Genomic DNA, 26,779 nt, shown 5'->3' with positions numbered 1-26,779 from the left:
AAAAAGGAACTGTAAAAGGTTCCTTTTTTTGTATATTTATTTTTATGATACAATCATTCACACCGATAATCCCTGACAAACCCACTGTTCTAATTTTAGGAACTATGCCTGGAGTTGCTTCTTTGCAACAGCAACAATACTATGGACATCCTAGAAATCACTTTTGGAAAATTATCGCTCATTTATATAATGCTGCTGAAATACCACAAGTTTATGAGGACAGAAAAAGTATTTTAACCCAAAATAATATCGCCCTTTGGGATGTTTTAGAGTTTTGCGAACGCGAAGGAAGTTTAGATATTGCTATTAAAAATCCAGTACCCAATCAAATTCTAAAACTTTTGGCAGAACAGCCCAACATTACTAAAATCCTATTCAATGGAAAGGAAAGTCATAAACTCTTTATTAAGTATTTTGGACTCTTAGACAAGATTAAGTACCACGTTGTTCCTTCTACAAGTCCAGCGAATACAATGAAATTTGAAACGAAATTAGAACATTGGCGTCAAGCCTTACTATAAATAACGTTCTTGAAAAATTTTATGGTGGTGGTTTTGATGTCCAATTATTATAAACCCTAAAGCTCGAACAGACATTTCTCTTTCTGACGCCATTCCTTTCAACTGCAAAGTTTCATCCGAAAAAGTTCGGAACAAACACAATGTAGATTCTCTAACAATAGCCATTTCAGTTAATAAATCACGTATACTTCGTGTAGAACCATCAGCTGTATTAGCGTAATCATTTTCTTCAAAACCGGGTAAAGGTGTCAAATCTTTTCGGGCAAATCGTAAAGCTCTGTAGGCGAAAACGCGTTCAGAATCAATCAAATGCTGCAAAATATCTTTGATGGTCCATTTACCTTCAGCATAACGATAATCGTATTTATCCATTGGGATTTCTTGCACAAAATTGCGCAACCGATGAACCGATACCTCAAGTTCCTCCAATAATGAAAATTCGTTTGAAACTTGAGAAATATAAGCGCTGTAAAATGGAGCATATTCATCTCCTTGTACTTGTGTTATGTTCATAATTAATATTTTAAGCGGAATTCCGACTAGCATTAGTATTACCAAAAAGAGAGCGAGTTACTATTTTTTCATAGGTAGCAATTAGCGCTTCGTCCGGTTTTTGAGATTTCTTTAATTCTTTAATTTTAAGTAAAGCATATTGCTGAATAACCAATAATGGCAACACAATTTGTTCCCTTGCGGCAATAGAAGCTTTACCGTCGGGATAATTTTCCATGAGTTCCTTATGTCCCGCAATTTTCAATAACAAGCGTTTCGTTTCATTAAATTCCTCTGAAATTAAACTCCAAAATGCACCAAATTCGGAATCCTCTTTCATATAAGCAGTTAATGGTAAAAAAGATTTTGCCAATGACATCATGCTGTTTTCTAACAATGTTCTAAAAAACAAAGAACTATGGTATAAAGTATGCACTTTCTCCCATTGACCGGTAACTTCATAATGCTTCAAAGCCGCCCCTACTCCATAAAAACCGGGAACGTTTTGCTTCAATTGACTCCATGAACCAACAAATGGAATCGCTCTTAAATCAGCAAAGTTGAGTTGGTCAGAATTATTTCTTTTGGAAGGCCTACTTCCAATATTTGCCATCGCATAATACTTAAGCGTACTCATTTCCTCCAAATAGGGAACAAATTTGGGATGTCTTTTAAATTCTAAATATTTCTCAAATCCTATTTCGGATAAGTTATCTAAGGTTTGAATGTCTTGTTCTGAAAGTTTGTTTTTATCCGCATTAAATAATTCACTTGATACTCCTGCAGTCAAAAGATTTTCAAGGTTGAAACGGCAAGAATCAAGTGTTCCAAAATTAGAACTAATAGTCTGACCTTGAATCGTCAGTTGAATTTCATTGTTTTCAATATCTGGACCTTGCGAAGCATAATATTTATGGGTTTTTCCTCCTCCACGAGCCGGTGGACCTCCTCTACCGTCAAAGAAAACTACCTTTATACCGTACTTTCTTGAAACGGCACTAATCATTTGTTTTGCTTTGTAAATACTCCAATTCGCCATCAAATAACCACCATCTTTCGTCCCGTCAGAAAAACCTAACATAATGGTTTGTTTATTATTTCTCTGGTGCAAATGTTTATCATAATTTTCATCCGTGTACAATTGTTCCATTACTTCATGGGCCTTTTTTAAATCGTCAATTATTTCAAAAAGAGGGACAATATCGACCGTTGGATTTTCCCATCCCGACAATTTAAACAATGCAAGTGCTTCCATAACATGCATTGCATTCTCATTATTACTGATGATGTAACGGTTGCAGCCGTATTCGCCGTTCTTTTCTTGAATCGTTCTGATGGCGTTAATAGAAGACAAAACATCATGTGTTGACGCGCTAAAATCAACTGGATTTAGGTCTGCTTTTACAGTTCCCAATACTTTCAACTTTTCACTCTCTGAAAGCATGTGATATAGTTCAGGAAAAATTGAAGTTTGCTTTTGGCTGTCATTTTCAATAATTTCAGCATATACCTTTTCATGAATTTTGCTGTTTTGACGAATATCCAAAGTAGCAAAATAGAAACCAAAAAGAGAAACCTTATTAATTAAAATTTCTAATTCATTCAAATAAAGCGACTGGTGCTCCTTGATAATGATTGTTTTAATTTCGTCTAATTTCGACTTCAATTCCTCCAAAGTGATATATAATTCACCCGTAGAATAAAATACCGAACGGTAAAGTTTAGCTTCAATTTCAGAAACCAAATGGTCTACATTGTAAAAGGTTAATTTTCGCTTAAGTATTCGAATATCGTTGTAATAGCATTTTAAAACAGAAGACCTTAATCGATTAGCAACTTTTAATGTGATTTCGTTAGTCACGAATGGATTTCCATCTCGGTCGCCTCCAGGCCAAAATCCTAAAGCAAGAATTGAATTATTAATCGTATCTCCTTTAAATATGGTACTCTGCAAATAATGCATAATGGTACCAGCTGTTTCAAAAAATACATTTTCGAGGTACCAAATTAAACTTACAGCTTCATCAAATGGTGTTGGTTTCTCTGTTTTTATGAAGCGCGTTTTGCCTAACTGCGAAAGTAATTGTTTAATAACTACTAAGTCATTTTGACGAATTGCATTGGTTAAATCAGTAATAATTCCCAACACAGCACCCGGATAGAATTGAGTTGGGTGAGCTGTCAAAACTGTTCTAACATTGAAGTTTTCCAGAAAATGCTTTAATTCACTTAAACTATTTTCAGAATCAGCCCTTTCATACGTATTTCGTAGTGAACCTTTTCCTTCGAGATTATTTACCTCCGGAAAAGCAGCATCTTCAATAGCGTCAAATAAAACAACTTGACGTTCTACATACTGGATAAAGCGAAACATAATCTCTATTTTATTTTCTTCAGATTGATTGTCGAGGTATTTTTCTGAAAAGTACCCAAATATTTGACTGGGGTTCCACCCTTTTTTAAATCCTGTATCACAAACTTCTGCAAATAAAGGTAGTAATACACCGGTGTTGTTAATATCGTCAAAAGGCAACGTCAAAAAAACACTGTTATAAATCTGGTATTTAGAAAGTACATTCTGATTAAATCGTTCAGTTTTAGGAAGTGTATACATTTTTTGAGAGTTGAATGCTGATTAAGAGTCAAAATGGACATTAGTTCGTCGAGAAATTAAAATTACTCCACTTGTTTTATTACGTTAAAGGTAAGTACAATTTGAAAATAAATAAAATTATTTAAGCTTACAGGTGAAATATTCTATAAACTTTAATTTTAATTCTATAATTATCAATAGAATAGAATTTTTAAAGTTGAAATACTTTAAAAACACGTCAGTACAAAAACTTGTTATCTAATATTAAGAAACTAGAAATCATTCTATTATGAAAGATAAAAAAACAGCATTAAACGACAATTCAGACGCCAAACTAAAAGATTTAGAAAAAAGTAAATCGCACAGCGAAGGATAATTTATGACTACCAATTAAGGCGTTAAAATAAATGACGACAACAATTCTTTGAAAGCGGGAAATAGAGGTTCTGCCTAACTAGAAGATTTTATTTTAAGAGAAAAAATTACCCGTTTTGACCACGAACGAATTACAGAACGAATTGTACATGCTCGAGGTTCTGGAGCTCACGGCTATTTCGAATTGTACAAACCTATGGGAGATTATACAAAAGCTAAATTTTGTACAACTCTACCTATTACTTTAAACCTTATCTTGCACGACTTAAATACATTCACGTAAAATATACCCGATATCAATTACCAATTAACTTCCATGAATCACCTTTTGAGAACAATAAAGATTACGTTCCAAGTCCTTGTTGTAATCTGTTTACTAACTTCATGGAACATCCAATCACAAGTAAAATTGCTTTCTTGGAACATTGAAAACTTAGGACAATCGAAATCAGCCTCGGAAATTCATTTTATGGCACAAACTATAAAAAGCTTTGATATAGTGGCCATTCAAGAAGTAGTTGCCGGTTATGGCGGAAGTCAAGCAGTGGCAAAATTAGCAGAAGAATTGAACCGAACGGGAAGTAAATGGGATTATGTTGTGAGTGATCCCACATCTAGCAGTGCCTACAAAACCGAACGCTATGCCTTTCTATGGAAATCTACTATTGTTAAGAAAATAGGAAAAGCATGGCTCGAGCAACGTTACCATTTGGAAATTGATTGTGAACCTTTTTATACCACGTTTGGCTATAAAGGAAAAGAGTTTACGTTGGTCAACTTTCACGCTATCACCAAAAGTAAACAGCCCGAAACGGAGATCAAGTACTTTAAATTCCTTCCTAATTTATACCCCAATTTAAACTTGGTTTTTCTTGGGGATTTCAATTCTCCTCAATCGCATACGGTTTTTAATCCTTTAAAAAAAATGGGCTATGTTCCTTTATTAATTGGTCAAAAAACAACTTTAAAACAAAAGCCAAAATACAACCAGTACCTTGCTTCGGAGTTTGATAATATTTTTTATTCGCCAAAAGTGATAAAAATAGATGGAGGCGTTATCTTGTTTTACAAAAGCTTCGCCTCTTTACCGGAAGCTAGAAAAATTTCAGACCATATTCCTGTCTGGATGGAATTTTCGTTGAATTAAAATCTTCGGTCAGAATTATAGGCGAACTTAAAAGCCTACTTAACAACTTGCGTAAAGCTTATAAAAAACAAAACAAATACAAAAACATATTGTTTGGGCCAACTTTCCATTGGAGCATAAATTAGAGCATAAATCACCAGTCCTAAAAGAATGGACCAAATTAGCAACGACGCTATAAAAACCACATTTTTCCTCGTTTCATTAGTACTATTTTTAAAATAATAGTTTGACAAAGCAATTTACAACATCCCAGTTGATTTTAATTTGAGTAATCATTTTTTTTAAGTCAAAATAAATTTGAGATCAAACTTATTAACAATTTTATATTTAATTTGTTGATTATTATATACTCAAACAAGACTCTAGAGTCTTTTAATTTGATAGATTTGTCTTGAATCCTTCAAAAAAATACAATATGAATCATTTTGTAATCAAAAGAAACGGCGAATATGTCCCGTTTGAAGCCTATAAAATTGAGGAAGCCATTCGAAAAGCCTTTGAAAGTGTTTCCGTTTTTTATGACGAAAAACTAACACCACTTGTTCTGGACCAGCTTACTTCGCAAACTAGTTTTGCAGTAGAAGAAATTCAGGATAAAATTGAAAAATTGTTGTTTGAACACAATTATTATGAGGTCATGCGGTCATTTATGTTGTACCGTCACACTCGCAAAATGCAACGGGAAAAAGACTTAACCGAGGCTACCACTTACGTTGACAGTACCCAAACTATTGAAGAATACATCCGGCAAACCGACTGGAGAATTAATGCCAATGCCAATACTTCCTACTCCAATGCAGGTTTGGTAAATAATGTAGCTGGAAAAATTATTGCCAATTATTGGTTGGACAAAGTGTATGCTCCAGAAGAAGGAGCTTCTCATAGAACGGGTGCATTGCACATTCACGATTTGGATTGCTTGACCGGATATTGTGCAGGTTGGAGTTTGCGAGTTTTACTGAACGACGGTTTTAACGGCGTTCGGGGTCGCGTTGAAAGTTGTCCACCGAATCATTTCCGTGAAGCTTTGGGCCAAATGGCCAATTTTTTAGGAATCTTGCAAAGTGAATGGGCTGGAGCACAAGCGTTCAGTTCGTTTGACACCTATTTGGCTCCTTATGTTTTCAAAGACAATTTGAGTTACGAAGATGTCTTGAAAGCTGTTCGAAGTTTTGTGTATAACTTGAATGTTCCCGCTCGTTGGGGTCAATCGCCGTTTACCAATATCACTTTGGATTGGGTCGTTCCAGACGATTTAAAAGTACAAGTACCCACACGAAGTGACAATCACCTTTTCAAAGACATTCTGAATGAATCGTTGCTTGAAAAAGCACAAGAACGCGGTGTTCAAGAGTTAACTGAATTGCGTTACGAACATTTTCAGACCGAAATGAATACTATCAATAAAGCTTATTATACGGTAATGACAGAAGGCGACGCTCATGGACAACCGTTTACCTTTCCGATTCCAACAGTGAATATTACTGAAGATTTCGATTGGTATGGAGAAAATACCGATATTTTATTTGAAAATACAGCCAAAATTGGTTCTTCTTATTTCCAAAATTTTATTGGAAGTCAATATTTATATGACGAAAACGGCAATAAAGTTGAAAACCCTAATGCCTATAAACCCAATGCCGTACGAAGTATGTGTTGCCGTTTGCAACTCGATTTACGTGAGTTATTAAAACGCGGAAACGGCTTGTTTGGCAGTGCCGAAATGACGGGAAGCATCGGTGTGGTAACGATTAACATGGCAAGATTGGGTTATTTACACAAAGGTAATTTTTCACAATTATACAGTCAATTGGAACATTTATTAGACTTGGCAAAATCTACTTTAGAAAAGAAACGCGTCTTTATTCAAGAAATGTACGACCGTGGCTTATTTCCCTATACAAAACGCTATTTACCGCATTTCAGAAACCATTTTTCAACAATTGGCGTGAACGGAATGAATGAAATGGTGCTGAATTTTACCGATGGAAAACAAGATATAGTTTCTGAATTTGGCATGGAAATGACCACTGAAATTTTGGAGTTCATCCGCACAAAAATGAAGCAGTACCAAGAGGAAACAGGAAATCTTTACAATCTTGAAGCCACTCCTGCCGAAGGAACCACCTATCGTTTTGCTAAAGAAGACAAAAAACGCTATCCGAACATTTTGCAAGCTGGCGAAGGTGAAAATATTTATTACACCAACAGTTCACAACTTCCTGTTGATTATACAAAAGACCCGTTTGAAGCATTAATGCTACAAGACCAATTGCAATGTAAATACACCGGCGGAACGGTTTTGCATCTTTATATGAACGAAAAATTAAGTTCCGTAGAAGCTTGTCGTAATTTCGTTAAAAAAGTGATAACTAACTTCAAACTGCCTTACATTACGGTAACACCTGTGTTTAGTGTTTGTCCCAAACACGGCTATTTGAATGGTGAACACGAATTTTGCCCTAAATGCGACACTGAATTAATAAACCAACTAAATAAAGAAAATCATGAAAACACAACTCACTAAAAATGCGGCATTGCCCACTGAAAAAAGAACCAGATGCTTGGTTTACACACGTGTAATGGGTTATCACAGACCCGTAGAAAGTTTTAACATTGGAAAAAAAGGCGAACATAGACAACGCACTCACTTTACAGAATCCAACTAGCGAATTTCTGCTCAAAAAAGCGATTCACAGTATTACACCTTTTACTTTATTGGATTATCCGGAAAAAACTGCTTGTATTTTATGGTTTTCGGGTTGCAATATGAAGTGTGGCTACTGTTACAATCCTGAAATAGTTTTCGGAAAAGGGCAATTGTCTTTTTCCGAACTCTTTTCTTTTTTGCAAAAAAGAACCGGACTTATTGATGCCGTTGTTTTTAGTGGAGGCGAATGTTTGCTGCATAAAGATATTATTGAGGTTGTACGGAGGGTGAAGCAAATGGGCTTTTTAGTAAAAATTGATACCAACGGAAGCAAACCTTTAGTGTTAGAAAAGTTACTGAATGAGCAGCTGATTGATTACGTGGCAATGGATTTCAAAGGAACAAAAGAAAAATTTCAACACATTGCAAAATTGGATAGTTACGAACGTTTTATGAATTGTTTACTTCAATTGAAAAAGGATGGTATTCTATTTGAAATTCGCACTACTTTTCATTCTAATTTGTTGAACAAAGATGATATTTTAGAGATGAAGGAAGTTTTAGAAAATGAGGGTTATTCAAATCCATTTTATGTTCAAAATTTTAGAAAGTATCAAAATACAATTGAACCACTCCCCGATTCTTTCCCTTTAAATGAAGTACATTTTTCTCCAAATATGACTGAAATCATATTCCGCTGAATTGAATTGCCTAACTTTGCAAAAATTTCGACTATGTTTTCAAAAACGTGTGAATACGCCATTCGAGCTACGATTTATATTGCATCAGAATCTTCTGACGGTAAACGCTGTGGCATTAAGGAAATTGCACGAAAAATTGAATCTCCCGAACCTTTTACCGCTAAAATTTTGCAACGATTGGTCAAAGCCAATATCATTCATTCCATCAAAGGAAATGGCGGTGGTTTTGAAATTGCCCAAGTAGAATTTGCGCAAATCAAAATGGAAAATATCGTTAAAGCAATTGATGGCGATGATTTGTTTATCCGATGCAGTTTAGGTTTACACGAATGTTCGGACAGCCAGCCATGCCCTTTTCATCACCAATACAAGCCGATTCGTGAGAGTTTAAAGAAAACATTACGGGAAACCTCGTTAGCCGATTTGATTTTGAAATTCAATTCGGGTGATACGTATTTGAAATTGTAAAAAAAATTACCAATTTAGAAGACTTAAAACTCCTTTATTATTATGACTGATTTGCAACAAAGCATTATCGCTTTAAAAAAGAAAAAAAACGCAGTTATACTTGCCCATTATTACCAAGACAAAGGCATTCAGGAAATCGCTGATTTTGTAGGCGATAGTTTGCAATTATCCCAAAAAGCTTCGACTGTTGACGCCGATATCATCGTTTTTGCTGGTGTTTACTTTATGGCAGAAACGGCAAAAATTGTCAATCCGTCCAAGAAAGTGTTAGTGCCGGATGTTACCGCAGGATGTTCGCTAGCTGATGGTTGTCCTCCTGATGAATTCAGCAATTTTATAGCAAAATATCCAAACCATAAAGTGGTAACGTACATTAATTGTACCGCTGAAATTAAGACAATGACGGATATTGTCTGTACCTCATCGAATGCTAAAAGAGTAATTGACACGATTCCACTTGACCAACCGATTATTTTTGCCCCAGATAAAAATTTAGGGAAATACTTAATTGCTGAAACGCGTCGCGATATGGTTTTATGGGAAGGTTCTTGCATTGTACACGAAGCTTTTTCGTTAGAGAAATTAGTTGAATTATATAAATCAAATCCTTCTGCCAAAATCGTCGCGCATCCCGAATCAGAGACGCATATTTTGCAAGTCGCGCATTATGTAGGTTCCACTTCGGGCATGTTGAATTACGTAAAAGCAAGTGCTGCACAAGAATTCATCGTAGCTACGGAAGCGGGAATCTTGCATCAAATGCAATTAGACAATCCTTCAAAAACATTAATCCCAGCTCCTTCAAAAGAAGACAATACGTGTGCTTGTAGTGAATGTTCTTTTATGAAAGTCAATAACTTACAAAAATTATATGATTGTTTACTTTCAGAACATCCTGAAGTACTTTTAAGCAAAGAAGTTATGGAAAAAGCACTAATTCCGATTGAACGAATGTTGGCTATAAATTAATTGTTATGCAAATTTCCACGGACGTTGTTATTGTAGGAACTGGGTTAGCAGGCTTGTCACTTGCGAAATATTTAAGCGAAATTAATCCTACGATTTCCATTCTTTTATTGAGTAAAACTAGTTTGGACGAATGCAACACGTATTATGCCCAAGGCGGAATTGCCGTCGTTCATGATTTTATAAGGGACAGTTACGACCAACATATTGCCGATACGCTTTCAGCTGGAAAAGGATTGTGCGACGAAGAAGTAGTCAAACACGTTATTACAAGCGCTCCTGCTCGATTACAAGAGTTACTAACTTGGGGAGTAGAATTAGATAAAAATCATTCTGGAGCCTTGGATTTAGGTTTAGAAGGCGGACATTCCCAGCATCGGATTGTACATCATAAAGACGAAACGGGATTGGAATTGGAAACCAAATTAATTCAAGTCGTCCAAAAGTTGTCAAATGTTTCTATTCAAACTTCGTTTTTTACAACCGATCTGATTGTAGAAAATGAAAAATGTGTTGGAATTATTGGTTTTAATGGAGAACAGGAATCGATTTGCATCAATTCGAAAACTACCATTTTGGCAACCGGAGGTTCGGGACAAGTTTTTTCTACGACTTCAAATCCTTCCGTAGCAACAGGTGACGGAATTGCCATGGCTCTTCGCGCAAATGTCGCAATTGAAAACATGCATTATGTGCAATTTCATCCAACAGCAGTTTACGAACCTGAAAACAATCAGGCTTTTTTAATTACAGAAGCAATTCGTGGTTTTGGTGCTCATATTCTGAACAGAAAAGGCGAACGTTTTTTGCAGAAAGTCCATCCTGATGCGGAATTAGCTACGAGAGATATTGTTTCGAAAGCTATTTGTGACGAAATGAATATAGAACAGTCGGAAAACGCATGGCTGGATTTACGTCGTTTGAATCCGAAAGAATTGCGAGCTAAATTTCCTAAAATAACAAAATATTGTAAAGAGAAAAACTGGGATTTCACAACCGATTTAATTCCAATTCGACCTGCAGCTCATTACCAATGTGGCGGAATTTCGGTTGACAACATAGGAACTACGTCGTTGCAACATTTGTACGCTATTGGCGAATGCAGTCACACCGGACTTCATGGCTCAAACAGATTGGCATCCAATTCGTTGTTAGAAGCTGTTGTTTATGCCCATAATTTAGCAGAACATCTTGGAAAAATACTTGACAAAATCGCAATACCAAATCCTAAATATGTCGAAGTTAAATATAAAGACATTAATTATGATGCCGTTTTACTGTTTAGAAATGAATTAAAAAGACAGATGAATTACGAGGCGATTTATGGTTCATTTGCCGCTATGATAAATGCACATTGGTCGGTTTTGGCTTTGCAAAATAAGTTTGAAAATAGATTTAAAGAGTACCGTACACATCCCTATTTGTGTGAAACGTATAATTTAATTCGGACCGCTTTACTTATTTTGAACGAAAATAAAATGAAACGAAGTATTGATTCTTTTTTGGCTGAGCGTACTTTACCTGCCCCATTTATTAACTAATAGTTTTGGTCTTCAATAAATTATATAAATTCTTATGCAAAAAATCCCCGCTATTACCACCCGAAATTTTTTCATTTTCTTAGTGTGCTGCTTCTTGGGCTACAGTGTTTGGATTTATACCGTACCCTATTTTAAACCCAACATGATACCGCCACAAGAACAAGCGTTAAGCAGTAATGGCCGATTGGTATTTCAAAAATACAATTGTCATACGTGTCATCAAATTTACGGTTTAGGCGGTTATTTAGGGCCTGATTTGACCAATGTGTATTCGCGTAGGCAACAAAATGAAGAATATCTCAAAGCTATAGTTCATTCCGGCGTTCGGCAAATGCCTGCTTTTGATTTGTCAGCGGTAGAAATCAAGGAATTGCTTGCATTTTTAAAAAATTTAGATGCCACAGGAAGTGCTGATATTCAGTCCTACCAACCCGAGGCAATAGGAACTTTTACGGTAAAGGAAAAATGAAAAACACAGGGCTTTGGTTCATTCGAATCGCATTTGTATTGTTGATTGCAGGGTTGCTTTTTGGCCACTTGGCTTCTGAATCCTACAACCAAGCTACAGCTACCAACGGAATTTTGGGGTTTCTATCACTTCGACCGCTGCATGTCAGTTGTGCTTATTTGGGTATTATTTCTGCGGGAATTGGCTTCATCAGTATTGTTTTACAAAAAATAAAAACGACCAAGTTAGGTCAAACCTTGCAGTACATTCAATTGGCTTTATGGGTTTTGGCTTTAACAGGTATTTTTTACAGCTACTTTACAGGAAATTTTGGCGGTCGTGAGTATTGGGAATTTGACCCCGTTTGGGCGGTTCCGTTGTTTCTATCCTTCATTATTTTTCTGATTTATTTCCTGTATCAAGTAGAACGCAAGGAAAAATGGCCCGTCTATCAATGGATGTGGCTGACGGGAATCATCTTTTTTATATTCACTTTCGTGGAAAATTACTTGTGGGTATTTCCTTATTTTCGTTCGCAATTCATCACCGACATGACCATTCAGTGGAAAGTAAACGGTTCGTTAGTGGGTGCTGTCAACCAAATGATTTATGGGGTCGCTTTTTATTTGATGGAGAAAATAAGCGGTAACAACAAGAGTTCGTTTCAAAAACTGTCGTATGCTTTTTACTTTCTAGGCTTGTTTAATTTGATGTTCAATTGGGGACACCATATTTACTTGCTTCCCACCGAAAAATACATCCATTACATCGCTTATGCAGTTAGTATGACTGAATGGATTATCCTCTTGCGTATTTTTTACAAGTGGAGTGGACAAATCAAAGAAAATAAGCAGCATTATTTCTTTTTCCCTTATCGGTTTTTGATGGCGGCTGATTATTGGGTCATTATCAATCTCACCATGGGAATTTTCATGTCGATTCCTGCGTTCAATTTATACCTGCATGGAACGCATATTATTGTGGCTCACGCTATGGGAACTACGATTGGGATAAATGTTATGATTATTTTAGCAGCAGGTTTTTACTTTTTAAAACCTTCCTTTATCCGTTCGGCTGCTTTGAAATTTAATTCCATTCTCTTTTGGATTGTTCAAGGTACTTTATTTTTATTTCTATCCGTTTTGATTGGAATGGGTGTTCATCGTGGCATTTGGCAAGCGGGGTTGTCAACTGATTCATTCTCTGAAATGATGGACTGTTCCCTACCTTGGTTCCTTTCCTTTATTGCAATTGGATTAGTCTTAATGCTGTCGATGGGTTATTTCTTTGTGTATTTATTAATCAAAACTTGGCAGAAGAACCGCTGTCCTGCAGGTTAAAATTAGCATGAAATTACCATCTCTAGGCAAACCATTACTGATAATTACCTTATCTTTACAATCTTAAAAAGAACTACCTACTATGTTTTCAAAATCCTGTAATTACGCTATTAAAGCCAGTATCTTTATTGCAAAATATTCGTTAGAAAACGATAAAGTTGGGTTTGTTGATGTGGCTAAAGAAATCGATTCTCCTCAAGCTTTTACAGCAAAGATTTTGCAGACTTTAGTAAAAGCTGGAATTATTGATTCTGTGAAAGGAGTGAATGGTGGATTCTATATTCCGATGCGACGAATTGCTAGTACGTATTTGGTCCAAATCGTTCATGCCATTGACGGCGATAGTGTTTTCAGTGGTTGCGGTTTGGGATTGGTCCAATGTGATGAAAACCATCCGTGTCCGGTTCATGATAAATTTAAAAGCATTCGTGATGAACTTTCGGCGATGTTGCATACTACGAATTTAGAAGAACTGGCATTGGGGATTAAATCTGGGAATACATTTTTGAAATCTTAGGTTGTTATAGGAACGTGGATTTGAAAGATGTTTAAGGTTAATTTGTTGTTGGATATTTTGGAACATAGGTTGATAAAATTTGAGAAATTGACACGGATTTATTAAGTTGATGGATTACCAGATATACAGATTTCACAAATTTGCACAAATTATTAGGTATATTTATTATCTCGCAAAGGTGCTAAGTCGCTAAGTTTGGCAGTATCACTTTGCGTCTTTGCGAGATAAAATATTTATAAGTAAGTCGAATGTTTAAATGTCGTAAAGTCAAAAGAGTCAACAGTATAAATAGCGGCTTAAAATCAATTCATTGCGAAATCAGGGCTGATTTCAAAATGCGACATTCTGTAATGACTAGTACTTACATGTATGTAATTTAAATTCTTTTTAGAAATTATAGAGTCCCTTTTACCGAAAAGAAATATTCACAAAGAAATTCCGTCCCATTCGTGGTAGATTATTCCAATCCGTGAAGGTGCTATAATAGGCATCCAACAGATTTTCTACTCCTGCATTTACTTGAATTCTATTGGCGTTCCAGTTGAATTTACGTCCCACACTTGCGTCAAATATCGCGAACGAAGGCGTTCTATCTTCGCCATAACTCGGGTTGAAGTTGGTTTGTGTCGCATTTCCTTTTACAAAAAGTATTCCATTCCATTTGTTTTGACTGTAGCCGAGTGATGAAGCGTACGAAAGCGGACTCATGAACGGCAAATTTTCGTTATCATTGTCTTTTCCTAGATAATATTGCAGTTTTGAACTCCATAAAAAGTTTGCATTGAAAGCATACTTCAACGTCAAATCATTTGACCAAATAGTGGCATAATCCAAAGCGGAATAAATCTTAATTCCGTTTGCACCAATCGTCATTGGAGCGACATTGGCATCCGGAATTCCAATGATGTAGTTTTTGATGTGGAAATAAGAAGATGTTACTTTCGCAGTCCACTTTTTATAGGTCTTCCCTATGTAAATATTGGCCTCTAAGGACTGTTCATTTTCTAAATTAGGGTTTCCAATGTAATCAAAACTATCAAAACTGTTGTACAAGTAAAAGCCATAACCTTCCGAAACAGAAGGAGCTCTTTCGCCAAAAGCAATTCCGCCGCCACTAACAAAACCATTCTTTTCGTAGCTGTAATTGGTAGAGAAACTTTTGAGAAACCGCGATTTGGTGTCCGACATTTCAGGGTAGAATATTTGTAGACTTTGCAAACCAAATTCACTTGCCACTTCGTTTTGGTGGTAGCCTAAGGTAGTTGCGAAAGTCAAAGCTGAACTTGAATTGTATTGCCAATGGTCTTCCAAATGAATGCCGGAATACAGCGTTCGCACGTCGGGCCAAGTGTACATGAACATTAAGTTCTCATTAGGGTCGGACGGATACATGGTCATTTCTGCCACAGAACGGTTGTAGAATCCGTTTACATTTCCTGAAAGATGGTGGTTGCTACTATGCGCTTTCACATTACTGTAAAAACCGTACGTATCGCTCCAGCCCGGCATGTCCATGTGAATGGGAACGAAAGGTCTTTTCGTGTCGTCCATGGTATGCGTGATGGTGTTGAAGTAGATTTTAGACTCCCAGTTGACAATTTTACTGCCCAAAGGTTTCAATTCGTATTTCAACGAAGTAATTAAGGCTTCCGCCAACGAAACGTCCATCGGTAGCGAAGGATAACCTACGTCAGTCGCTCGGTCAAAAATCACGGAACCTTCAATCAACTTATTTTCAGTTAATTTATAACCACTTGTAGTAGATAGATTTAATTTGGTAAACTGCGAAAACAGCATTTCCTTATCGTTCCCTGCTCTGTAATTATCGGCATCCCGAAACATCACATCCGTATTAATGTAGAAGGAATCATTTTTATGGTTCACACCCGCTCCTGCGATTTTCTGATTGTTATTGGATTCATAACCCGTAAGTAAGGCAAGATCCCAGCCCGGTCGTTGTACGCTTCCGTCTTTCCGTTTTAAGTCAATGGAACCGCCAATGGTATTTCCATGAGTAGCGCCTTGTTGGCCTGAGGCAACAGTGGCTTCTGATAGATTGGACACTTCTACGTAAGAAGTAATTGGGTCCATTTTATCGGTACAAGCGCCAAAGATGCGCATTCCCTCGATAGTAATAACGGTTCTTTCAGTTGCCATGCCGTTTATCAGTGGTTCCCAAGCATAAGCTCCCCTTTTGATGAGGTCAATCTTGTTTGATTTTTGCAAAAACTCATCAACAGTAGCTAAGGTCTTGAATTGTTTTTCATGCAAAGGTGTTTTGGTTCCTACCACGATTACTTCGTTGAGTTCGTTGGCAGGTAACGTGTCTTTTTGGATTTCCTGACTGTAAGATACGGTCAAACAACCCAGTAATAGTAGGAAAAATAGAGTTTTCATGAGTACTATTTTTTTAAAAGATGGCTCGTTAAAGAACCATCTTTTATAAGACTTTAGGTTTTAGAATTCAATTTCAAAGTAAATACTACTGGCTTCGGTAGTTTCTGTAATTGCTTCTCCATTTAGTATATCACCTGCTGCATTGGCCAGTTGTAAGTTGATTTTCCAATAGCCGGTCATCGTAAGTGATAACTTTCCGTTGTATAATTCGCCTGGATTGGTTTGCGTTGCGTTTACGTTATTGGGTGAAGTATGATTTCCCATACTTGGCATTCTTGGGTCAATTTTAACCGTATAGCCATTCATCATTGGAAAACTCATCATGCTTTCCATTTTCCAAACACCGACTTTCAAATCATTAACAGCTACTTTAGGCTGATTGGGTTCAATGTAGGCTACTACGTATTTTGTTCCATCTGTTCCTGTAAACGTGTTTAGATTTCTTTTTGCGGAAGCGGGAACGTCAATTGGTGATGTTGCCGCATAGTTTGTACCGTCAATGGTATAATTGATTTCTAAATCCCAGTATTCAGTGTCGTTTTGGGCCATTGTGAATACGATATAGCCCTTGTATAAAGTTCCTTCGACTGCCGTTTTTGTTACTACAGAAAACGGACAAGAATGCGCCATCATCGTCATGTGCATCATTGGTTGCCAAGTTACGGTTGCATTTTTAATGTATTCGGCTGTTTGTTTGTCTTTGATTCTTACATCAATAGTATTAAATCCCTGTTGCAAAAATCCTGCTTTAGAGTACAATTCGATGGTGTGCGAATCGTTGTCGAACTGTTGGATTTTAACCAGTCCATTCAATTCGTTTGTAGGAGTCTTAGTATTGTCATCGTCGCTTGAACAAGACGCAAAAGTAAAGGCAATGGCAGTTAGTGCCACTATATATTTTAATGAAGTTTTCATCTGTAAATTATAAAAAAGGTTGAGTGGCGCACTTTAAATTATTTTATTCAAAATACTGTTTATAAGTCAATAAGAATGTTTTATCTTACTGAAAACTGTATGTAAACCTATTTTAAGTTGGGTGGATGAAAAGTACTATTCACCGAGAGGTGATAGTAATTATTAGTATAGGAGTTGTATACTTGCGGACTAAAATTAGAATCGTACATACTAAAAATAATCGCTTTTATTTCTTGGAAATAAACCAATTCATACTGTTGCGCAACTACTTTCTTTTCACTCGAATTTGAAGTATCATCAGTTGAGGCTTTCGCCAATTCTTTTGCTAAGTGACATTTTCCGTTGCAATGCAATTCTGGTTTTGCTATGTTTTCGCACAATTCATTAACAATATAATCATAATTGACGACGTATTCTAAGACGGGAAATACCGGTTTGAATAGTAATGTCATTAAAACTATAGTTAGTAAAATTTTCATAGGACAAAGATCGTAAAAAGTTTCGCTGCACAACATGATTAAAGTCATAATTGTAGAAATAATTATGACTTTAATTTATGTATTCTCATGTCGATTGCAATGGTAAAGCAAAAAGGATTAATACAGTTTGAGGGCTCTTTTAGTGGCATCAACCTTTATTTTAGAAAAGGTAAGGCGGAGGCTCGGGGCGAATGGTTAGACTGGTTCATATATTAAAGTACAAGATTTATTTTCTGAAAGTTCAATATTATGAAAATTGTAATGAAAATTTGCCTACTTTGAATAAATTTGTAATTAATAATTTGACAATGAAGTGTTTGAGATGTTTGAGGCGCGAATTATCACATAAATTACTGGACTGACTGTTTGGTATTTACGACCTAGGCTTTCCCAATCCCCTATCGTACAGGACAATACTTCCTGCCACCGATACATTTAAACTTTTCTCGGATTTGAACTTTACCAGAAAATGACATTTTTCAATGGCTCGATTGGTAAGTCCGTTGTCCTCGGCACCTAATAAATAGACGCAACGCCGTGGATGATGAAAAGTTTCTAAATCTTCGGCTCTTTCGTCCAGCTCCACTCCTACTAAGCGAGCGCCTTTGGGTAGATTTTTATAAAAATCATCAAAATTTTCATAGTGGAAATACGGCATGGATTTCACGGCATTGTGCGTGTCGCAGGCTTGTTTTGCATAGCGGTTTCCAATAGTAAAAATATAACTCGCACCCAGGTTTTGTGCAGAACGCCATAAAACGCCTAGGTTCTCTGGCGTTTTTCCGTTTAATATACCTATACCAAAAAATTCGGTGGTGAAATTGTCAATCATAGGACAAAAGTACGACGTGTGACGCGCATTCTCAAAATTTATGTTCATTTTAAAAATAAAGTGACGGATTTTGAGCGTGGGTTTGCAAGTAAAAGTGACGAATAAGCTCATGATTTTTTATTAATCAAATGGATTATCAAATTTATAAACGTTATTATTTGACCGCTAAAAATAAATTAGCATCCTTCAACTACTACATTCAAACTACCGTTTTTTTGTTGTTAGTCCAATAATATAAGCCTGAGAGATTTCAACAAAACCATTTGTAGTTTTATCTGCAACCTTGAAATTTTTTAAAAATAGTTTTGGGCCTGGTAAATTTTGAGACTGTGGGAAATTCTTATTTACTAATCTTTGAAATAACTATAGATGTACTAGCATTATCAAAACAGGTAGTTAGCATTTAATTCATAATACAAAAAAGCAATCATTTTATTTTTAAGCACTTATTGAAGTTCAAAAAATTATTATGAGAATGGAAGTACAGCTTTTGAAAGTGTTCAAATTGGATAAATTTCACAATCTCGAAAAACAATATCCTTACCGAAGCCACAAATTTTAAAAATGCGCCAAATCCGCATCGTCCGCGTTCCAAAAAAAATACCCACCATAAAACAACATCCACTATCAATTTATTATTGATAATCAACTCACTCTTTCACTTCCAAAATATACCCAACTCCATGCACATTTGTGATTTGGATAGAGCCATCGGCCCTCAGTTTTTTACGCAGCTTAGAAATGTACGTATCCAAACTTCGGCCCACAAAAACACCGTGGTCTTCCCAAACTCTTTTAGAGAGTTCCTCCCGTTTGATAACTTTATTTGGATGGGCGACAAAAACCGTTAGCAATTCTACTTCTTTTTTTGAAAGAGCAATTTCAATGGCTTCCAAACTCAGTTTATTTTCATCCGGATAAAAAGTAAATTTGCCCAGCGAAATCCCGCTTTCGTTTACAGAGTCCTCTTTTGGAATCTTTTTACGTTTGGGAAAAGAAACGACGGCTAAAACAATACCTCCGAATAAAAGGACATACCAAATAAGAGGACTATTATTAGCAACGGGTTCTTCTAAAAAGCAGACTTCAACAGTATAACACTTTTGAGACAAGATACGACCGCTACATGGAATGATGTCTTTTTGGGTACTGGAAAATTGGAGAAAACTATAGGCGACTTCAAAATCTTCGCAATGCTTCACCTCAATCTGATAGTGTGAAGGCAAGTTGGCTTTTTCAAAGCTTCGTTCTACAACAACCACTAAAGTATCGGGGTCAATGCGAAGTGCTTTTTCAAAAGATAGTCGATACGTCATTGTGTCTATTTTCTGCACAGGTAACACCAGCGATTTACGGTCTTGATTGGACAATAGGAGCTTGTTTCCTACATCTCGTAATGCAATTTTGACCAGCTCCGGAAAGTGCTCGTTTTTTTTATCAGGAACTAAAAGCCCGACAAGTGACAAAAAGATTAGACACAGACTGCTGTAAAATAAAATGTTTCGTAAATTCATAAGTGCTGCAAATAACCTACAATTATATCATTTTTTAAAACTATTGACACTTCTTTTGCACTTTTTTGACATTTTAAAGAATTGATTCGTCTAGTTTTACATTAAATTATTCTGCACAGTGTACCTTGTAATTTACAAGCAAATTTTTAGATAAAAAAAAAAACAATATAAATGAAAAACATCCAATCATTTTTTAAAAGAAGGAAATCAATTGGTTCAGCAATGCTTTTTTCTTTACTCTCTTTTTCGTGTGTGGGTCAAGTGGATAAAAATACGACCCCTTTAAAATTTAAAGTAGAACAGACTATACTACCGGAATACCTTATTAGCATCAGAGCGGAAATTATGCCTGAATTCAAATTAGATTCTCATGATAAAAAAGACCAAGGCAATCAAATTAGTGGTGTTGTTCGGACGGTTTTTCAAGATGCAAAAGGAAATATGTGGTTTGGTACACAAAATGGACTTTGTAGAAAAGACCAAAACGGACTGGCTTATTTCGATTTGAAAGATGCGGATGGGAAAAGCGTAACGGTTCATGTCATTCTTGAAGATAAAAAGGGTGCTATCTGGATTGGATTTGGCGGCGGAATTGCAAAATACGACGGAGGTAGTTTTACCGTTTTCCACGAAAAAAACGTATTAGCACCTTCAAGTCTTTGGAGCATGAAGATGGATATAAAAGGAATACTTTGGATTGGAACAACGCAAGGTATTTTTACTTTTGATGGAGATTATCTTACCGCTTTTGAAATCCCAGAAGGTAAAATCGACACCAGCAGAGGGGTTAGTACAACCAAAATAGTACACTCCATAATGGAAGACAGCAATGGTAAGATGTGGTTCGGTACCAATGGTGGAGCCTATGTTTATGATGGAAAAACGTTGAGGGCTATAAGTGAAAAAGACGGACTTCAATCTAATTTTGTCAACTCGATACTAGAAGATAAGCAAGGAAAAATTTGGATAGCCACGACGAGTGGTTTGTCTTCTTTTGATGGAGAAAAACTTACCAATGTTACAGCTGGTATTCTGGATAAAGGTGTGGGTACAAGTAGTCTTTTAGAAGATAAAAGCGGTGCCATTTGGTTCACTACCAATAATGGACGAGAAGTATACCGTTATGAGGATAATCAGTTTAAAAAGCACCAAATAGTGGAAGGAAAGTACGGACCTTCAACTTTTGAAATCTATGAAGATCAACAATATCGACTGTGGTTCGTGGGATTTAAAGGAGCTTACCGATACGACACCGGTACATTTGTGAATATTACAAGAAATGGCCCTTGGTAATCTTAAAAGTAATTTACATTTCAATTATAAACTATAAAACATTTCAAACATGAACAATTATTTAATTTACGGCGTACTGTGTTTTTTTATCGGTTTTACTGCAGAACACATACAGTCACATGAAGTTTCGGCTACTGATAAAACGCAAGTTACGCCATCAGAACCTACTTATTTTAGTGATGATTTGGTGTTCAACGATGAACTCTATACGGTTGTTCTTCGCGTCGATCAGCAGAAAAACTCCGACTATCTGATGACTGTTGAAATGCTATTAAAAAAGAATGCCTATTTTGTTTCACCCAATAGCAGGAGAGATTTTTCAGGTCGTTTTACGATTGTCTGGAAAGATGTAAACTATTTGAAACTTGATGAAGTACTTACTGAAACACCACTTTCTGTAGAAGAATTTGACCCACATCCTTTTGTAAAAGGTCCAGTCAATTGGGTTCGGGTGAATACCACTTACAAGCAATCGCTAAAAGTGTTTTCTGAGGAAAATTTTGAGGTTTCGGGGTATTTACAATTCACTATTGAGCCACGCTGTAGCTTGGAGAAATTACCTTTCAGGCTGTCCTATAAAAATGGTAGATTGAGTGCCGTAGTGGAAGGATGTTAATTTATTTTAAAAATCGATGTCAATTTTTAAAATATGTTTTCGTAAAACGCTGACAGAAAATTACATTGGAGGTTTGGCACAAAATACTGTTTATTTTATAATTATGAATAGGACTCATAACGACAAATTGGAAGATATATTGAAGAGAATTAATCGTTTCGGTCTTTAATTGGTTTTGATTGTCGTTATTTAAAATTGCAACGAGCCAAAGTTTTTGCAAAAATAATCATAGGTAGTAATGAAGATTGTATAAGTTCTACAAATTGGTTGTAAGAAATTGTATATGAAAACTATTCTTGCATGAGTTTTTTTTCGAAAAATAGGTACTAAAACAACAAAATCCTCCTAAATATATTCAATTTTAAGCAACAATTACACAAAGACGAAATCAGCGAATTGAAGTATCCCACAAATAAGATAGAAATCTTCGAGTATAAAAAAAACCTCCTCATTCAACAAACAAAAAGCCGAGAGCACTCAGCTTTCAGCTTTCTTCATTTTAGTACAATAATAAATTATGTTTTTGGAATGGTATCCTACTAAAATGTAAACTTCCAAAATTAGAAGGTTCAGGAATTTTACGTATAGTTTGCCTCGTTAAAGTAAAAGTACGACAATCAGTCCAAGGAGGAATCCAAAAGCAATAATCAATACTTTCCAGAAGATATTGCCCTTTTTTAATTCCATAAATTGGAAAACAACTAACCAGAATTTGAACAACGATGCCACCATAATCGCGGGAACCATGATAGAAGGTTTTGCAAAAGTTGCCAGTAAAGCCGTGACCATTATTAGAATTAATACTGATATATATGTGGTCGTGAGTGATAATTTCATATTAGAAAATTAAATAAATGTTGGGAAATAAAAGCAACCAAATGATGTCACATAAGTGCCAAAATGCCGCACCCGCTTCAACATCTTCCATCGCAACTTGGTCTTTTTTCTTGCGAACGGAAAGGCGAACAAAGAATAAAATCACAATTCCCACCAACACGTGAATCCAATGAAAAGCGGTTAAAAACCAGTAGAAATTGAAGAACAAGTTGTAGTCCATCGTGTAACCCAACTGGATTTTTTGATAATATTCCACCATTTTAAGGACTAGAAATCCCAATCCAAAAAGCATTGCAATTAAAAACTGCTGGTTGGTTTTGTCCCATTTTTTGTCTTTAAAAAAGTGAACACCTCGGGCTACAAAAAAGCCACTTGTGAGTAACAAAATTGTGTTTACAGTTGCAATTCCTTTATTCAAATGCTGACTGCTTTCATGGAACATTTCGCGTTCAATAGAACCGTAATACGCCATCGCTAAAAGTGCCATTCCGAAAGTAAATAATTCCAAGTAAATGACAATCCACATCAGGATTCCTCCTGGAGGATAATAGATTGATTTATAATTTATTTCCATTCTAGTAGTCTTTTTTGTCCGTCAATTTTTTTAATTTCTGTGATATCTTGTGACATTTCAATCACACCTTTATACCCTTTTTGTGCATCTCTTACGGCAAAATACCGAATGTATATCAGTCGTTCTCTGAAGTTAATCCAGAACGAAGCTTCATTCTGTTTCCCCGAACGAAAAGCCTCTAATATCAGTAAAACCGTATCCACACTTTTCGGCGGATGACAAAAACGTACCTCGCGACCAATGACTCCGGGACTTCTAGGAAATACGCGTTCCTCTCCCCGATTGTAGAAAATCACCTTGTCGTTTTCGTCCACATAAGTAATGTCAATCGGCAAGGTTTTGAACAGTAAATTAACTTGTTCAATCGTCATCATTCCTTCGTCAAAATGGGAAGCGGTTTCTGAAAATACCACATCAGTTCTTCGCGTTGTATCTTCAGACGGATGAACGTAAGCTTGTTCTTCAGGATAATTTTTAGGTGTTTCTTTTAACATCCAGCCAATCTCGTCTTCACCTTTTCGCATGGTTTGCCAATCTTCATCCGCTAATAAATCCATTGAGTTCGGAAACAATTTGCTTTCTTCAATGGCTAATAAGCGTTCCAAGTTCTGCACTAACATGCCCGTATTGTGTTGAACGGAAGTAAAATCCTTGTCGTCCAAGTTCTTCCTGATAATTCGGAATATCTCCCGAATGGTATTATGAAAAGACCACATGCCTTGTGACGGACCGGTCCAGCCTTTTTTCTCTAAATACGGAAACAGTTGATTCTCTTTGCGTTCAAAACGCTTTTCGACTGTTGCCAAATGATTGAATACGTTGTAGAATTTCTGAAACTCTTGGCGTACGTCAATTGCATTTAATTCGGCTATTAATTGATTAATTAAATCGGCTTCCAAATAGTACGTGTGTACAGGGTGTCCTTCTTCTATTTTTGGAGTTGTTATAGTTGTGTCCATTTTACTGGTGTTTGATTTTCTCGTACAGCTTGACCATTGATTTCAGCAAAGCTTGTGGCGAGGTTAATATTTGGTAATGGTTGTGGCCAAACATTTGGGGTAAGTAATATTTGGCTTGATTTTCAATCGCAAGTGCATACGTATTGATGTTTTTCTCGTTGAGTTCCCGCAACGCTTGCTTTATATCTTGAATGCCGTACTGGCCTTCGTATTTGTCGTAATCATTGGGCTTTCCGTCCGAAAGTAAAATAATCCACTTGTTCTTTGCGTCCACTTTTTCGATTCTAGCGGCTGCATGTCGCAAGGCAGGACCAATTCGAGTGTAGCCATTGGGTTGAACGGAACCTATTTTATCTTTGGCGTGCTGCCATTTTTCATTGAAATCTTTGAGCGTTAAATAGGTCGTGAAATTCCTAGTTTTGGAATAAAATCCATCGATTGCAAAGGAAATATCAAACTCTTGCAGAATTTCTCCAAACAAAATTGACACTTCTTTTTCGACATCAATCACACGGTTTCCTGCCGCATAACCATCGCTTGACAAACTCAAATCGAGCAATACCAAAATAGCTATTTCTTTGTCTTTCTTTCTGTTGGCCAAATAAATCCGTTCGTCTGGCGATTTCCCCGAATGCAAATCCGAATACAAATCGGTTAACGCGTCCAAATCAAATTCTTCGCCTTGCAATTGACGGCGTTGTTGTTGCATTTTATTGTTGACACTCGTCAGCATTTTACGCAAACCATTGAGCGTCGTTTTGTATTTATTAATCGTATTTTTATAATACGTATCGTGCGTTTTTAATTGTGTTTTAGGATATACTTTGCAATAGTTATCCAAATAGCTCCGTTTTTTATAATTCCATTCGTTGTATTTGAGGTGAAAACCAGTCGTGTCAATTTCGGCACTTTCTGCAATCGAAGTATTCTCAATAAAATCTGCTTGATACACCGAATGCACCGTGTCATCCACTCTTACGGTGAATTTCATTTTCATGTCTTCCAAGGCTTCTTGGTGGCTTTTCAATTCGTCTTTGCCGTCAAAGTCCCGCCAGTTTCCGTTGAATTCTTCTGCGGTATCTATTTTTTCAAAACTATGCATCAATACATAATCTTCTTGTTGCTTTTTGTCAATCGCTAGTGAATTGATTTCTTCCACCGCTTTTGCCTGTAAAGTAGTTTTGGCAACTACATTATTTGCTTTTTTGATTTGGTCGTCAAAGTTATGCAGCGAATCTTTTACATCAATTTCCACGGTATTCAACATCCATTTGCCATACAGCCATGAAACATCAGGCGTTTTGGTTTTGGGATGCAAAAGAATTTGTGGAACGGCATTTTCATAAAAAAGATGCAATGAAGGATAATCGGTAAAAAGTTTAGCCAACACTTGTGGAGCCGTTTCAATCGCTTTTTCTGAAGATAAAACGTCGGGTTGACTGCTTTCTGTCCAATTGAGTTCCAATTGTCTTTGGACGCATAAGTATACTACTCGATAAAAATAATACTGTAGGTTTTCGTCTTTAGTGGCAAATAAAGCGCAACTTATCGGCAGAAAGAAGTTTTTGTTTTTATAACCGCCTTCTCGTTCCGCAGGGAAAATTTCAATAGCACGTCCTGTTAAAGCACGAGCAAAGAGCGTCAATCGTTGTTTGATGTCTACCAAATTTACTTGCCGACTTAATACTTCAACATTGTTGTATTTTCGGTTTTTAAAATATTTAGTGGCTTTTTCAAAAATATATTCGTCTAATTCAAATCCCATGATAAAACGTTTAAATCATTAAGTCACACAAATCTTTAAGCGCCTGAATTGTTTCTAATTCGTCCGTTAAAGGCTCTACAATTGCCACGTGAACCGATAAGCGTTTCGGCAAACCGTTGTTAATGAGTTTCGCAGCATCCACTAACAATCGAGTTGAAACGGTTTCAGTTAATCCCAGCTCCGTCAAGTTTCTGATTTTCGAAGCAATATTGACTAATTTCTGTGCAATATCTGTTGCAATCCCAGTTTCATTAATTAGAATTTCAGCTTCTATTTTAGGTTGTGGATAATCAAACGACAGTGCTACAAAACGTTGTCTTGTAGAAGGTTTCAACTCTTTAAATCCCTTTTGATAACCCGGATTGAACGAAGCCACTAATAAGAAATTTTCGTGTGCTTTGATGGTTTCTCCTAATTTATCAATAAACAATTCGCGTCTGTGGTCCGTTAACGAGTGAATCGCAACGATGACATCCGGTCTTGCTTCGGCAATTTCATCTAAATATAAGATGTAGCCTTTTTTGACTGCTATCGAAAGTGGGCCGTCAATCCAGATGGTTTCTGCTCCTTTGATGATGAATCTTCCAATTAAATCCGTTGCAGAAGTTTCCTCGTGACAACTTACTGTGATTAGTTTTTTGCCTACTTCTTGCGCCATGAATTCAACAAATCGAGATTTCCCCGTTCCTGTAGGTCCTTTGATGAGCAAAGGCATTTTGAGTGCGTTAATTTGTTGGAACACGCTTATTTCCGAGCCAATGGCTTTGTAAAAAACAGTGGATTCTTGTACTAACATAATTTCTTTGTTTTAAAAAACCGAAACCAAAAGGTACAGCGAC

25 protein-coding genes and 1 pseudogene are annotated in these 26,779 nt (G+C 36.3%); 14 read left to right on the top strand and 12 right to left on the bottom strand.

Annotation, left to right across the window (positions count from 1 at the left end):
- Nucleotides 1–44: 44 nt before the first annotated feature.
- Entirely contained in the window at nt 45–521 is a 477-nt protein-coding gene (locus tag ACQ5J2_RS10995) for a DNA-deoxyinosine glycosylase (RefSeq protein ID WP_432670460.1), read from the top strand.
- Here the strand turns inward: ACQ5J2_RS10995 and ACQ5J2_RS10990 are convergent.
- Both ACQ5J2_RS10990 and ACQ5J2_RS10985 read right to left on the bottom strand, forming a co-directional pair.
- Entirely contained in the window at nt 516–1,034 is a 519-nt protein-coding gene (locus ACQ5J2_RS10990; RefSeq protein WP_432670458.1) for a DinB family protein, read from the bottom strand. The two genes, ACQ5J2_RS10995 and ACQ5J2_RS10990, sit on opposite strands and share 6 nt — an antisense overlap.
- A 10-nt stretch (nt 1,035–1,044) precedes the next feature.
- A complete protein-coding gene (locus tag ACQ5J2_RS10985; protein ID WP_432670457.1) occupies nt 1,045–3,627 on the bottom strand; it encodes a phosphoenolpyruvate carboxylase in 2,583 nt (860 codons plus the stop codon).
- A 268-nt stretch (nt 3,628–3,895) separates the two neighbouring features.
- Here ACQ5J2_RS10985 and ACQ5J2_RS10980 point away from each other — a divergent pair.
- From ACQ5J2_RS10980 to ACQ5J2_RS10930, 11 genes and pseudogenes are all read left to right on the top strand, one after another.
- Nucleotides 3,896–4,210, top strand: a pseudogene (locus ACQ5J2_RS10980) (catalase); the annotation flags it as partial.
- 87 nt (nt 4,211–4,297) lie between these two features.
- Nucleotides 4,298–5,128, top strand: a complete 831-nt coding sequence (locus ACQ5J2_RS10975) for an endonuclease/exonuclease/phosphatase family protein (protein ID WP_432670456.1) — start codon at nt 4,298–4,300, stop codon at nt 5,126–5,128.
- 415 nt (nt 5,129–5,543) lie between these two features.
- Nucleotides 5,544–7,655 carry a ribonucleoside triphosphate reductase gene (locus tag ACQ5J2_RS10970; RefSeq protein WP_432670455.1) on the top strand — a complete coding sequence of 704 codons (2,112 nt, stop codon included), beginning with the start codon at nt 5,544–5,546 and terminating at the stop codon, nt 7,653–7,655.
- The gene (gene nrdD / locus ACQ5J2_RS10965) at nt 7,636–7,797 is read left to right on the top strand and encodes an anaerobic ribonucleoside-triphosphate reductase (RefSeq protein WP_432670453.1); all 162 of its coding nucleotides are present in this window, start codon (nt 7,636–7,638) and stop codon (nt 7,795–7,797) included. Before ACQ5J2_RS10970 ends, nrdD begins: the two co-directional genes overlap by 20 nt.
- The gene (locus ACQ5J2_RS10960) at nt 7,745–8,479 is read left to right on the top strand and encodes an anaerobic ribonucleoside-triphosphate reductase activating protein (protein WP_432670451.1); all 735 of its coding nucleotides are present in this window, start codon (nt 7,745–7,747) and stop codon (nt 8,477–8,479) included. The genes nrdD and ACQ5J2_RS10960 overlap by 53 nt, the downstream gene beginning before the upstream one ends.
- Before the next feature lie 33 nt (nt 8,480–8,512).
- On the top strand, nt 8,513–8,947 hold the full coding sequence (locus ACQ5J2_RS10955; RefSeq protein ID WP_432670450.1) for an RrF2 family transcriptional regulator: 435 nt from the start codon (nt 8,513–8,515) through the stop codon (nt 8,945–8,947).
- Nucleotides 8,948–8,989: 42 nt separating this feature from the next.
- Nucleotides 8,990–9,916 (top strand): quinolinate synthase NadA, encoded by a 927-nt coding sequence (gene nadA / locus ACQ5J2_RS10950; RefSeq protein WP_432670449.1) that lies wholly within the window; start codon nt 8,990–8,992, stop codon nt 9,914–9,916.
- Nucleotides 9,917–9,921: 5 nt separating this feature from the next.
- Nucleotides 9,922–11,454: an L-aspartate oxidase gene (locus tag ACQ5J2_RS10945; protein WP_432670447.1), complete on the top strand. Its 1,533-nt coding sequence runs from the start codon at nt 9,922–9,924 to the stop codon at nt 11,452–11,454.
- 34 nt (nt 11,455–11,488) lie between these two features.
- A complete protein-coding gene (locus ACQ5J2_RS10940; RefSeq protein ID WP_432670445.1) occupies nt 11,489–11,923 on the top strand; it encodes a c-type cytochrome in 435 nt (144 codons plus the stop codon).
- On the top strand, nt 11,920–13,242 hold the full coding sequence (locus ACQ5J2_RS10935) for a cbb3-type cytochrome c oxidase subunit I (protein WP_432670444.1): 1,323 nt from the start codon (nt 11,920–11,922) through the stop codon (nt 13,240–13,242). Before ACQ5J2_RS10940 ends, ACQ5J2_RS10935 begins: the two co-directional genes overlap by 4 nt.
- Nucleotides 13,243–13,324: 82 nt before the next feature.
- Nucleotides 13,325–13,759, top strand: coding sequence for an RrF2 family transcriptional regulator (locus ACQ5J2_RS10930; protein ID WP_432670442.1), 435 nt, complete (start codon nt 13,325–13,327; stop codon nt 13,757–13,759).
- Nucleotides 13,760–14,167: 408 nt separating this feature from the next.
- Here ACQ5J2_RS10930 and ACQ5J2_RS10925 read toward each other — a convergent pair whose 3' ends face one another.
- The 5 genes from ACQ5J2_RS10925 to ACQ5J2_RS10905 form a co-directional block, all read right to left on the bottom strand.
- Nucleotides 14,168–16,156, bottom strand: a complete 1,989-nt coding sequence (locus ACQ5J2_RS10925) for a TonB-dependent receptor (RefSeq protein ID WP_432670441.1) — start codon at nt 16,154–16,156, stop codon at nt 14,168–14,170.
- Nucleotides 16,157–16,216: 60 nt separating this feature from the next.
- On the bottom strand, nt 16,217–17,071 hold the full coding sequence (locus ACQ5J2_RS10920; protein WP_432670439.1) for a hypothetical protein: 855 nt from the start codon (nt 17,069–17,071) through the stop codon (nt 16,217–16,219).
- Nucleotides 17,072–17,178: 107 nt separating this feature from the next.
- On the bottom strand, nt 17,179–17,523 hold the full coding sequence (locus tag ACQ5J2_RS10915; protein WP_432670438.1) for a hypothetical protein: 345 nt from the start codon (nt 17,521–17,523) through the stop codon (nt 17,179–17,181).
- Between the two features lie 400 nt (nt 17,524–17,923).
- Entirely contained in the window at nt 17,924–18,382 is a 459-nt protein-coding gene (locus tag ACQ5J2_RS10910; RefSeq protein WP_432673303.1) for an RNA methyltransferase, read from the bottom strand.
- 650 nt (nt 18,383–19,032) lie between these two features.
- Complete coding sequence (locus ACQ5J2_RS10905) at nt 19,033–19,896, bottom strand: winged helix-turn-helix domain-containing protein (RefSeq protein WP_432670437.1); 864 nt, start codon at nt 19,894–19,896, stop codon at nt 19,033–19,035.
- A 171-nt stretch (nt 19,897–20,067) separates the two neighbouring features.
- On the opposite strand from ACQ5J2_RS10905, the gene ACQ5J2_RS10900 reads away from it, so the two are divergent.
- The gene (locus ACQ5J2_RS10900; protein WP_432670436.1) at nt 20,068–21,189 is read left to right on the top strand and encodes a ligand-binding sensor domain-containing protein; all 1,122 of its coding nucleotides are present in this window, start codon (nt 20,068–20,070) and stop codon (nt 21,187–21,189) included.
- A gap of 49 nt (nt 21,190–21,238) precedes the next feature.
- Nucleotides 21,239–21,805, top strand: a complete 567-nt coding sequence (locus ACQ5J2_RS10895) for a hypothetical protein (RefSeq protein ID WP_432670435.1) — start codon at nt 21,239–21,241, stop codon at nt 21,803–21,805.
- Nucleotides 21,806–22,402: 597 nt separating this feature from the next.
- On the opposite strand, the gene ACQ5J2_RS10890 is transcribed toward ACQ5J2_RS10895, so the two are convergent.
- The 5 genes from ACQ5J2_RS10890 to ACQ5J2_RS10870 are packed head-to-tail and all read right to left on the bottom strand — an operon-like array spanning nt 22,403 to nt 26,736.
- Entirely contained in the window at nt 22,403–22,642 is a 240-nt protein-coding gene (locus ACQ5J2_RS10890) for a cytochrome C oxidase subunit IV family protein (protein ID WP_432670434.1), read from the bottom strand.
- A gap of 1 nt (nt 22,643) precedes the next feature.
- Nucleotides 22,644–23,216: a cytochrome c oxidase subunit 3 gene (locus ACQ5J2_RS10885; RefSeq protein WP_432670433.1), complete on the bottom strand. Its 573-nt coding sequence runs from the start codon at nt 23,214–23,216 to the stop codon at nt 22,644–22,646.
- Complete coding sequence (locus ACQ5J2_RS10880) at nt 23,207–24,175, bottom strand: DUF438 domain-containing protein (RefSeq protein WP_432670432.1); 969 nt, start codon at nt 24,173–24,175, stop codon at nt 23,207–23,209. Before ACQ5J2_RS10880 ends, ACQ5J2_RS10885 begins: the two co-directional genes overlap by 10 nt.
- Nucleotide 24,176: 1 nt before the next feature.
- A complete protein-coding gene (locus tag ACQ5J2_RS10875; protein WP_432670431.1) occupies nt 24,177–25,940 on the bottom strand; it encodes a nitric oxide reductase activation protein NorD in 1,764 nt (587 codons plus the stop codon).
- 10 nt (nt 25,941–25,950) lie between these two features.
- The gene (locus ACQ5J2_RS10870) at nt 25,951–26,736 is read right to left on the bottom strand and encodes a CbbQ/NirQ/NorQ/GpvN family protein (protein ID WP_432670430.1); all 786 of its coding nucleotides are present in this window, start codon (nt 26,734–26,736) and stop codon (nt 25,951–25,953) included.
- Nucleotides 26,737–26,779 lie beyond the last annotated feature (43 nt).

It is taken from the genome of Flavobacterium sp. SM2513 (assembly GCF_050908145.1).
Taxonomy (GTDB): domain Bacteria; phylum Bacteroidota; class Bacteroidia; order Flavobacteriales; family Flavobacteriaceae; genus Flavobacterium.
The sequence above is the reverse complement of the archived record's forward strand: the minus strand, read 5'-3'. Positions and strand labels throughout refer to the sequence as shown.

Bases quoted from the DNA above. Each gene is read 5' to 3' on its own strand.
- ACQ5J2_RS10995 (WP_432670460.1), top strand. From the start codon at position 45: ATGATACAATCATTCACACCGATAATCCCTGACAAACCCACTGTTCTA.
- ACQ5J2_RS10990 (WP_432670458.1), bottom strand. From the start codon at position 1,034: ATGAACATAACACAAGTACAAGGAGATGAATATGCTCCATTTTACAGC.
- ACQ5J2_RS10985 (WP_432670457.1), bottom strand. From the start codon at position 3,627: ATGTATACACTTCCTAAAACTGAACGATTTAATCAGAATGTACTTTCT.
- ACQ5J2_RS10975 (WP_432670456.1), top strand. From the start codon at position 4,298: ATGAATCACCTTTTGAGAACAATAAAGATTACGTTCCAAGTCCTTGTT.
- ACQ5J2_RS10970 (WP_432670455.1), top strand. From the start codon at position 5,544: ATGAATCATTTTGTAATCAAAAGAAACGGCGAATATGTCCCGTTTGAA.
- nrdD (WP_432670453.1), top strand. From the start codon at position 7,636: ATGAAAACACAACTCACTAAAAATGCGGCATTGCCCACTGAAAAAAGA.
- ACQ5J2_RS10955 (WP_432670450.1), top strand. From the start codon at position 8,513: ATGTTTTCAAAAACGTGTGAATACGCCATTCGAGCTACGATTTATATT.
- nadA (WP_432670449.1), top strand. From the start codon at position 8,990: ATGACTGATTTGCAACAAAGCATTATCGCTTTAAAAAAGAAAAAAAAC.
- ACQ5J2_RS10945 (WP_432670447.1), top strand. From the start codon at position 9,922: ATGCAAATTTCCACGGACGTTGTTATTGTAGGAACTGGGTTAGCAGGC.
- ACQ5J2_RS10940 (WP_432670445.1), top strand. From the start codon at position 11,489: ATGCAAAAAATCCCCGCTATTACCACCCGAAATTTTTTCATTTTCTTA.
- ACQ5J2_RS10935 (WP_432670444.1), top strand. From the start codon at position 11,920: ATGAAAAACACAGGGCTTTGGTTCATTCGAATCGCATTTGTATTGTTG.
- ACQ5J2_RS10930 (WP_432670442.1), top strand. From the start codon at position 13,325: ATGTTTTCAAAATCCTGTAATTACGCTATTAAAGCCAGTATCTTTATT.
- ACQ5J2_RS10925 (WP_432670441.1), bottom strand. From the start codon at position 16,156: ATGAAAACTCTATTTTTCCTACTATTACTGGGTTGTTTGACCGTATCT.
- ACQ5J2_RS10920 (WP_432670439.1), bottom strand. From the start codon at position 17,071: ATGAAAACTTCATTAAAATATATAGTGGCACTAACTGCCATTGCCTTT.
- ACQ5J2_RS10915 (WP_432670438.1), bottom strand. From the start codon at position 17,523: ATGACATTACTATTCAAACCGGTATTTCCCGTCTTAGAATACGTCGTC.
- ACQ5J2_RS10910 (WP_432673303.1), bottom strand. From the start codon at position 18,382: ATGATTGACAATTTCACCACCGAATTTTTTGGTATAGGTATATTAAAC.
- ACQ5J2_RS10905 (WP_432670437.1), bottom strand. From the start codon at position 19,896: ATGAATTTACGAAACATTTTATTTTACAGCAGTCTGTGTCTAATCTTT.
- ACQ5J2_RS10900 (WP_432670436.1), top strand. From the start codon at position 20,068: ATGAAAAACATCCAATCATTTTTTAAAAGAAGGAAATCAATTGGTTCA.
- ACQ5J2_RS10895 (WP_432670435.1), top strand. From the start codon at position 21,239: ATGAACAATTATTTAATTTACGGCGTACTGTGTTTTTTTATCGGTTTT.
- ACQ5J2_RS10890 (WP_432670434.1), bottom strand. From the start codon at position 22,642: ATGAAATTATCACTCACGACCACATATATATCAGTATTAATTCTAATA.
- ACQ5J2_RS10885 (WP_432670433.1), bottom strand. From the start codon at position 23,216: ATGGAAATAAATTATAAATCAATCTATTATCCTCCAGGAGGAATCCTG.
- ACQ5J2_RS10880 (WP_432670432.1), bottom strand. From the start codon at position 24,175: ATGGACACAACTATAACAACTCCAAAAATAGAAGAAGGACACCCTGTA.
- ACQ5J2_RS10875 (WP_432670431.1), bottom strand. From the start codon at position 25,940: ATGGGATTTGAATTAGACGAATATATTTTTGAAAAAGCCACTAAATAT.
- ACQ5J2_RS10870 (WP_432670430.1), bottom strand. From the start codon at position 26,736: ATGTTAGTACAAGAATCCACTGTTTTTTACAAAGCCATTGGCTCGGAA.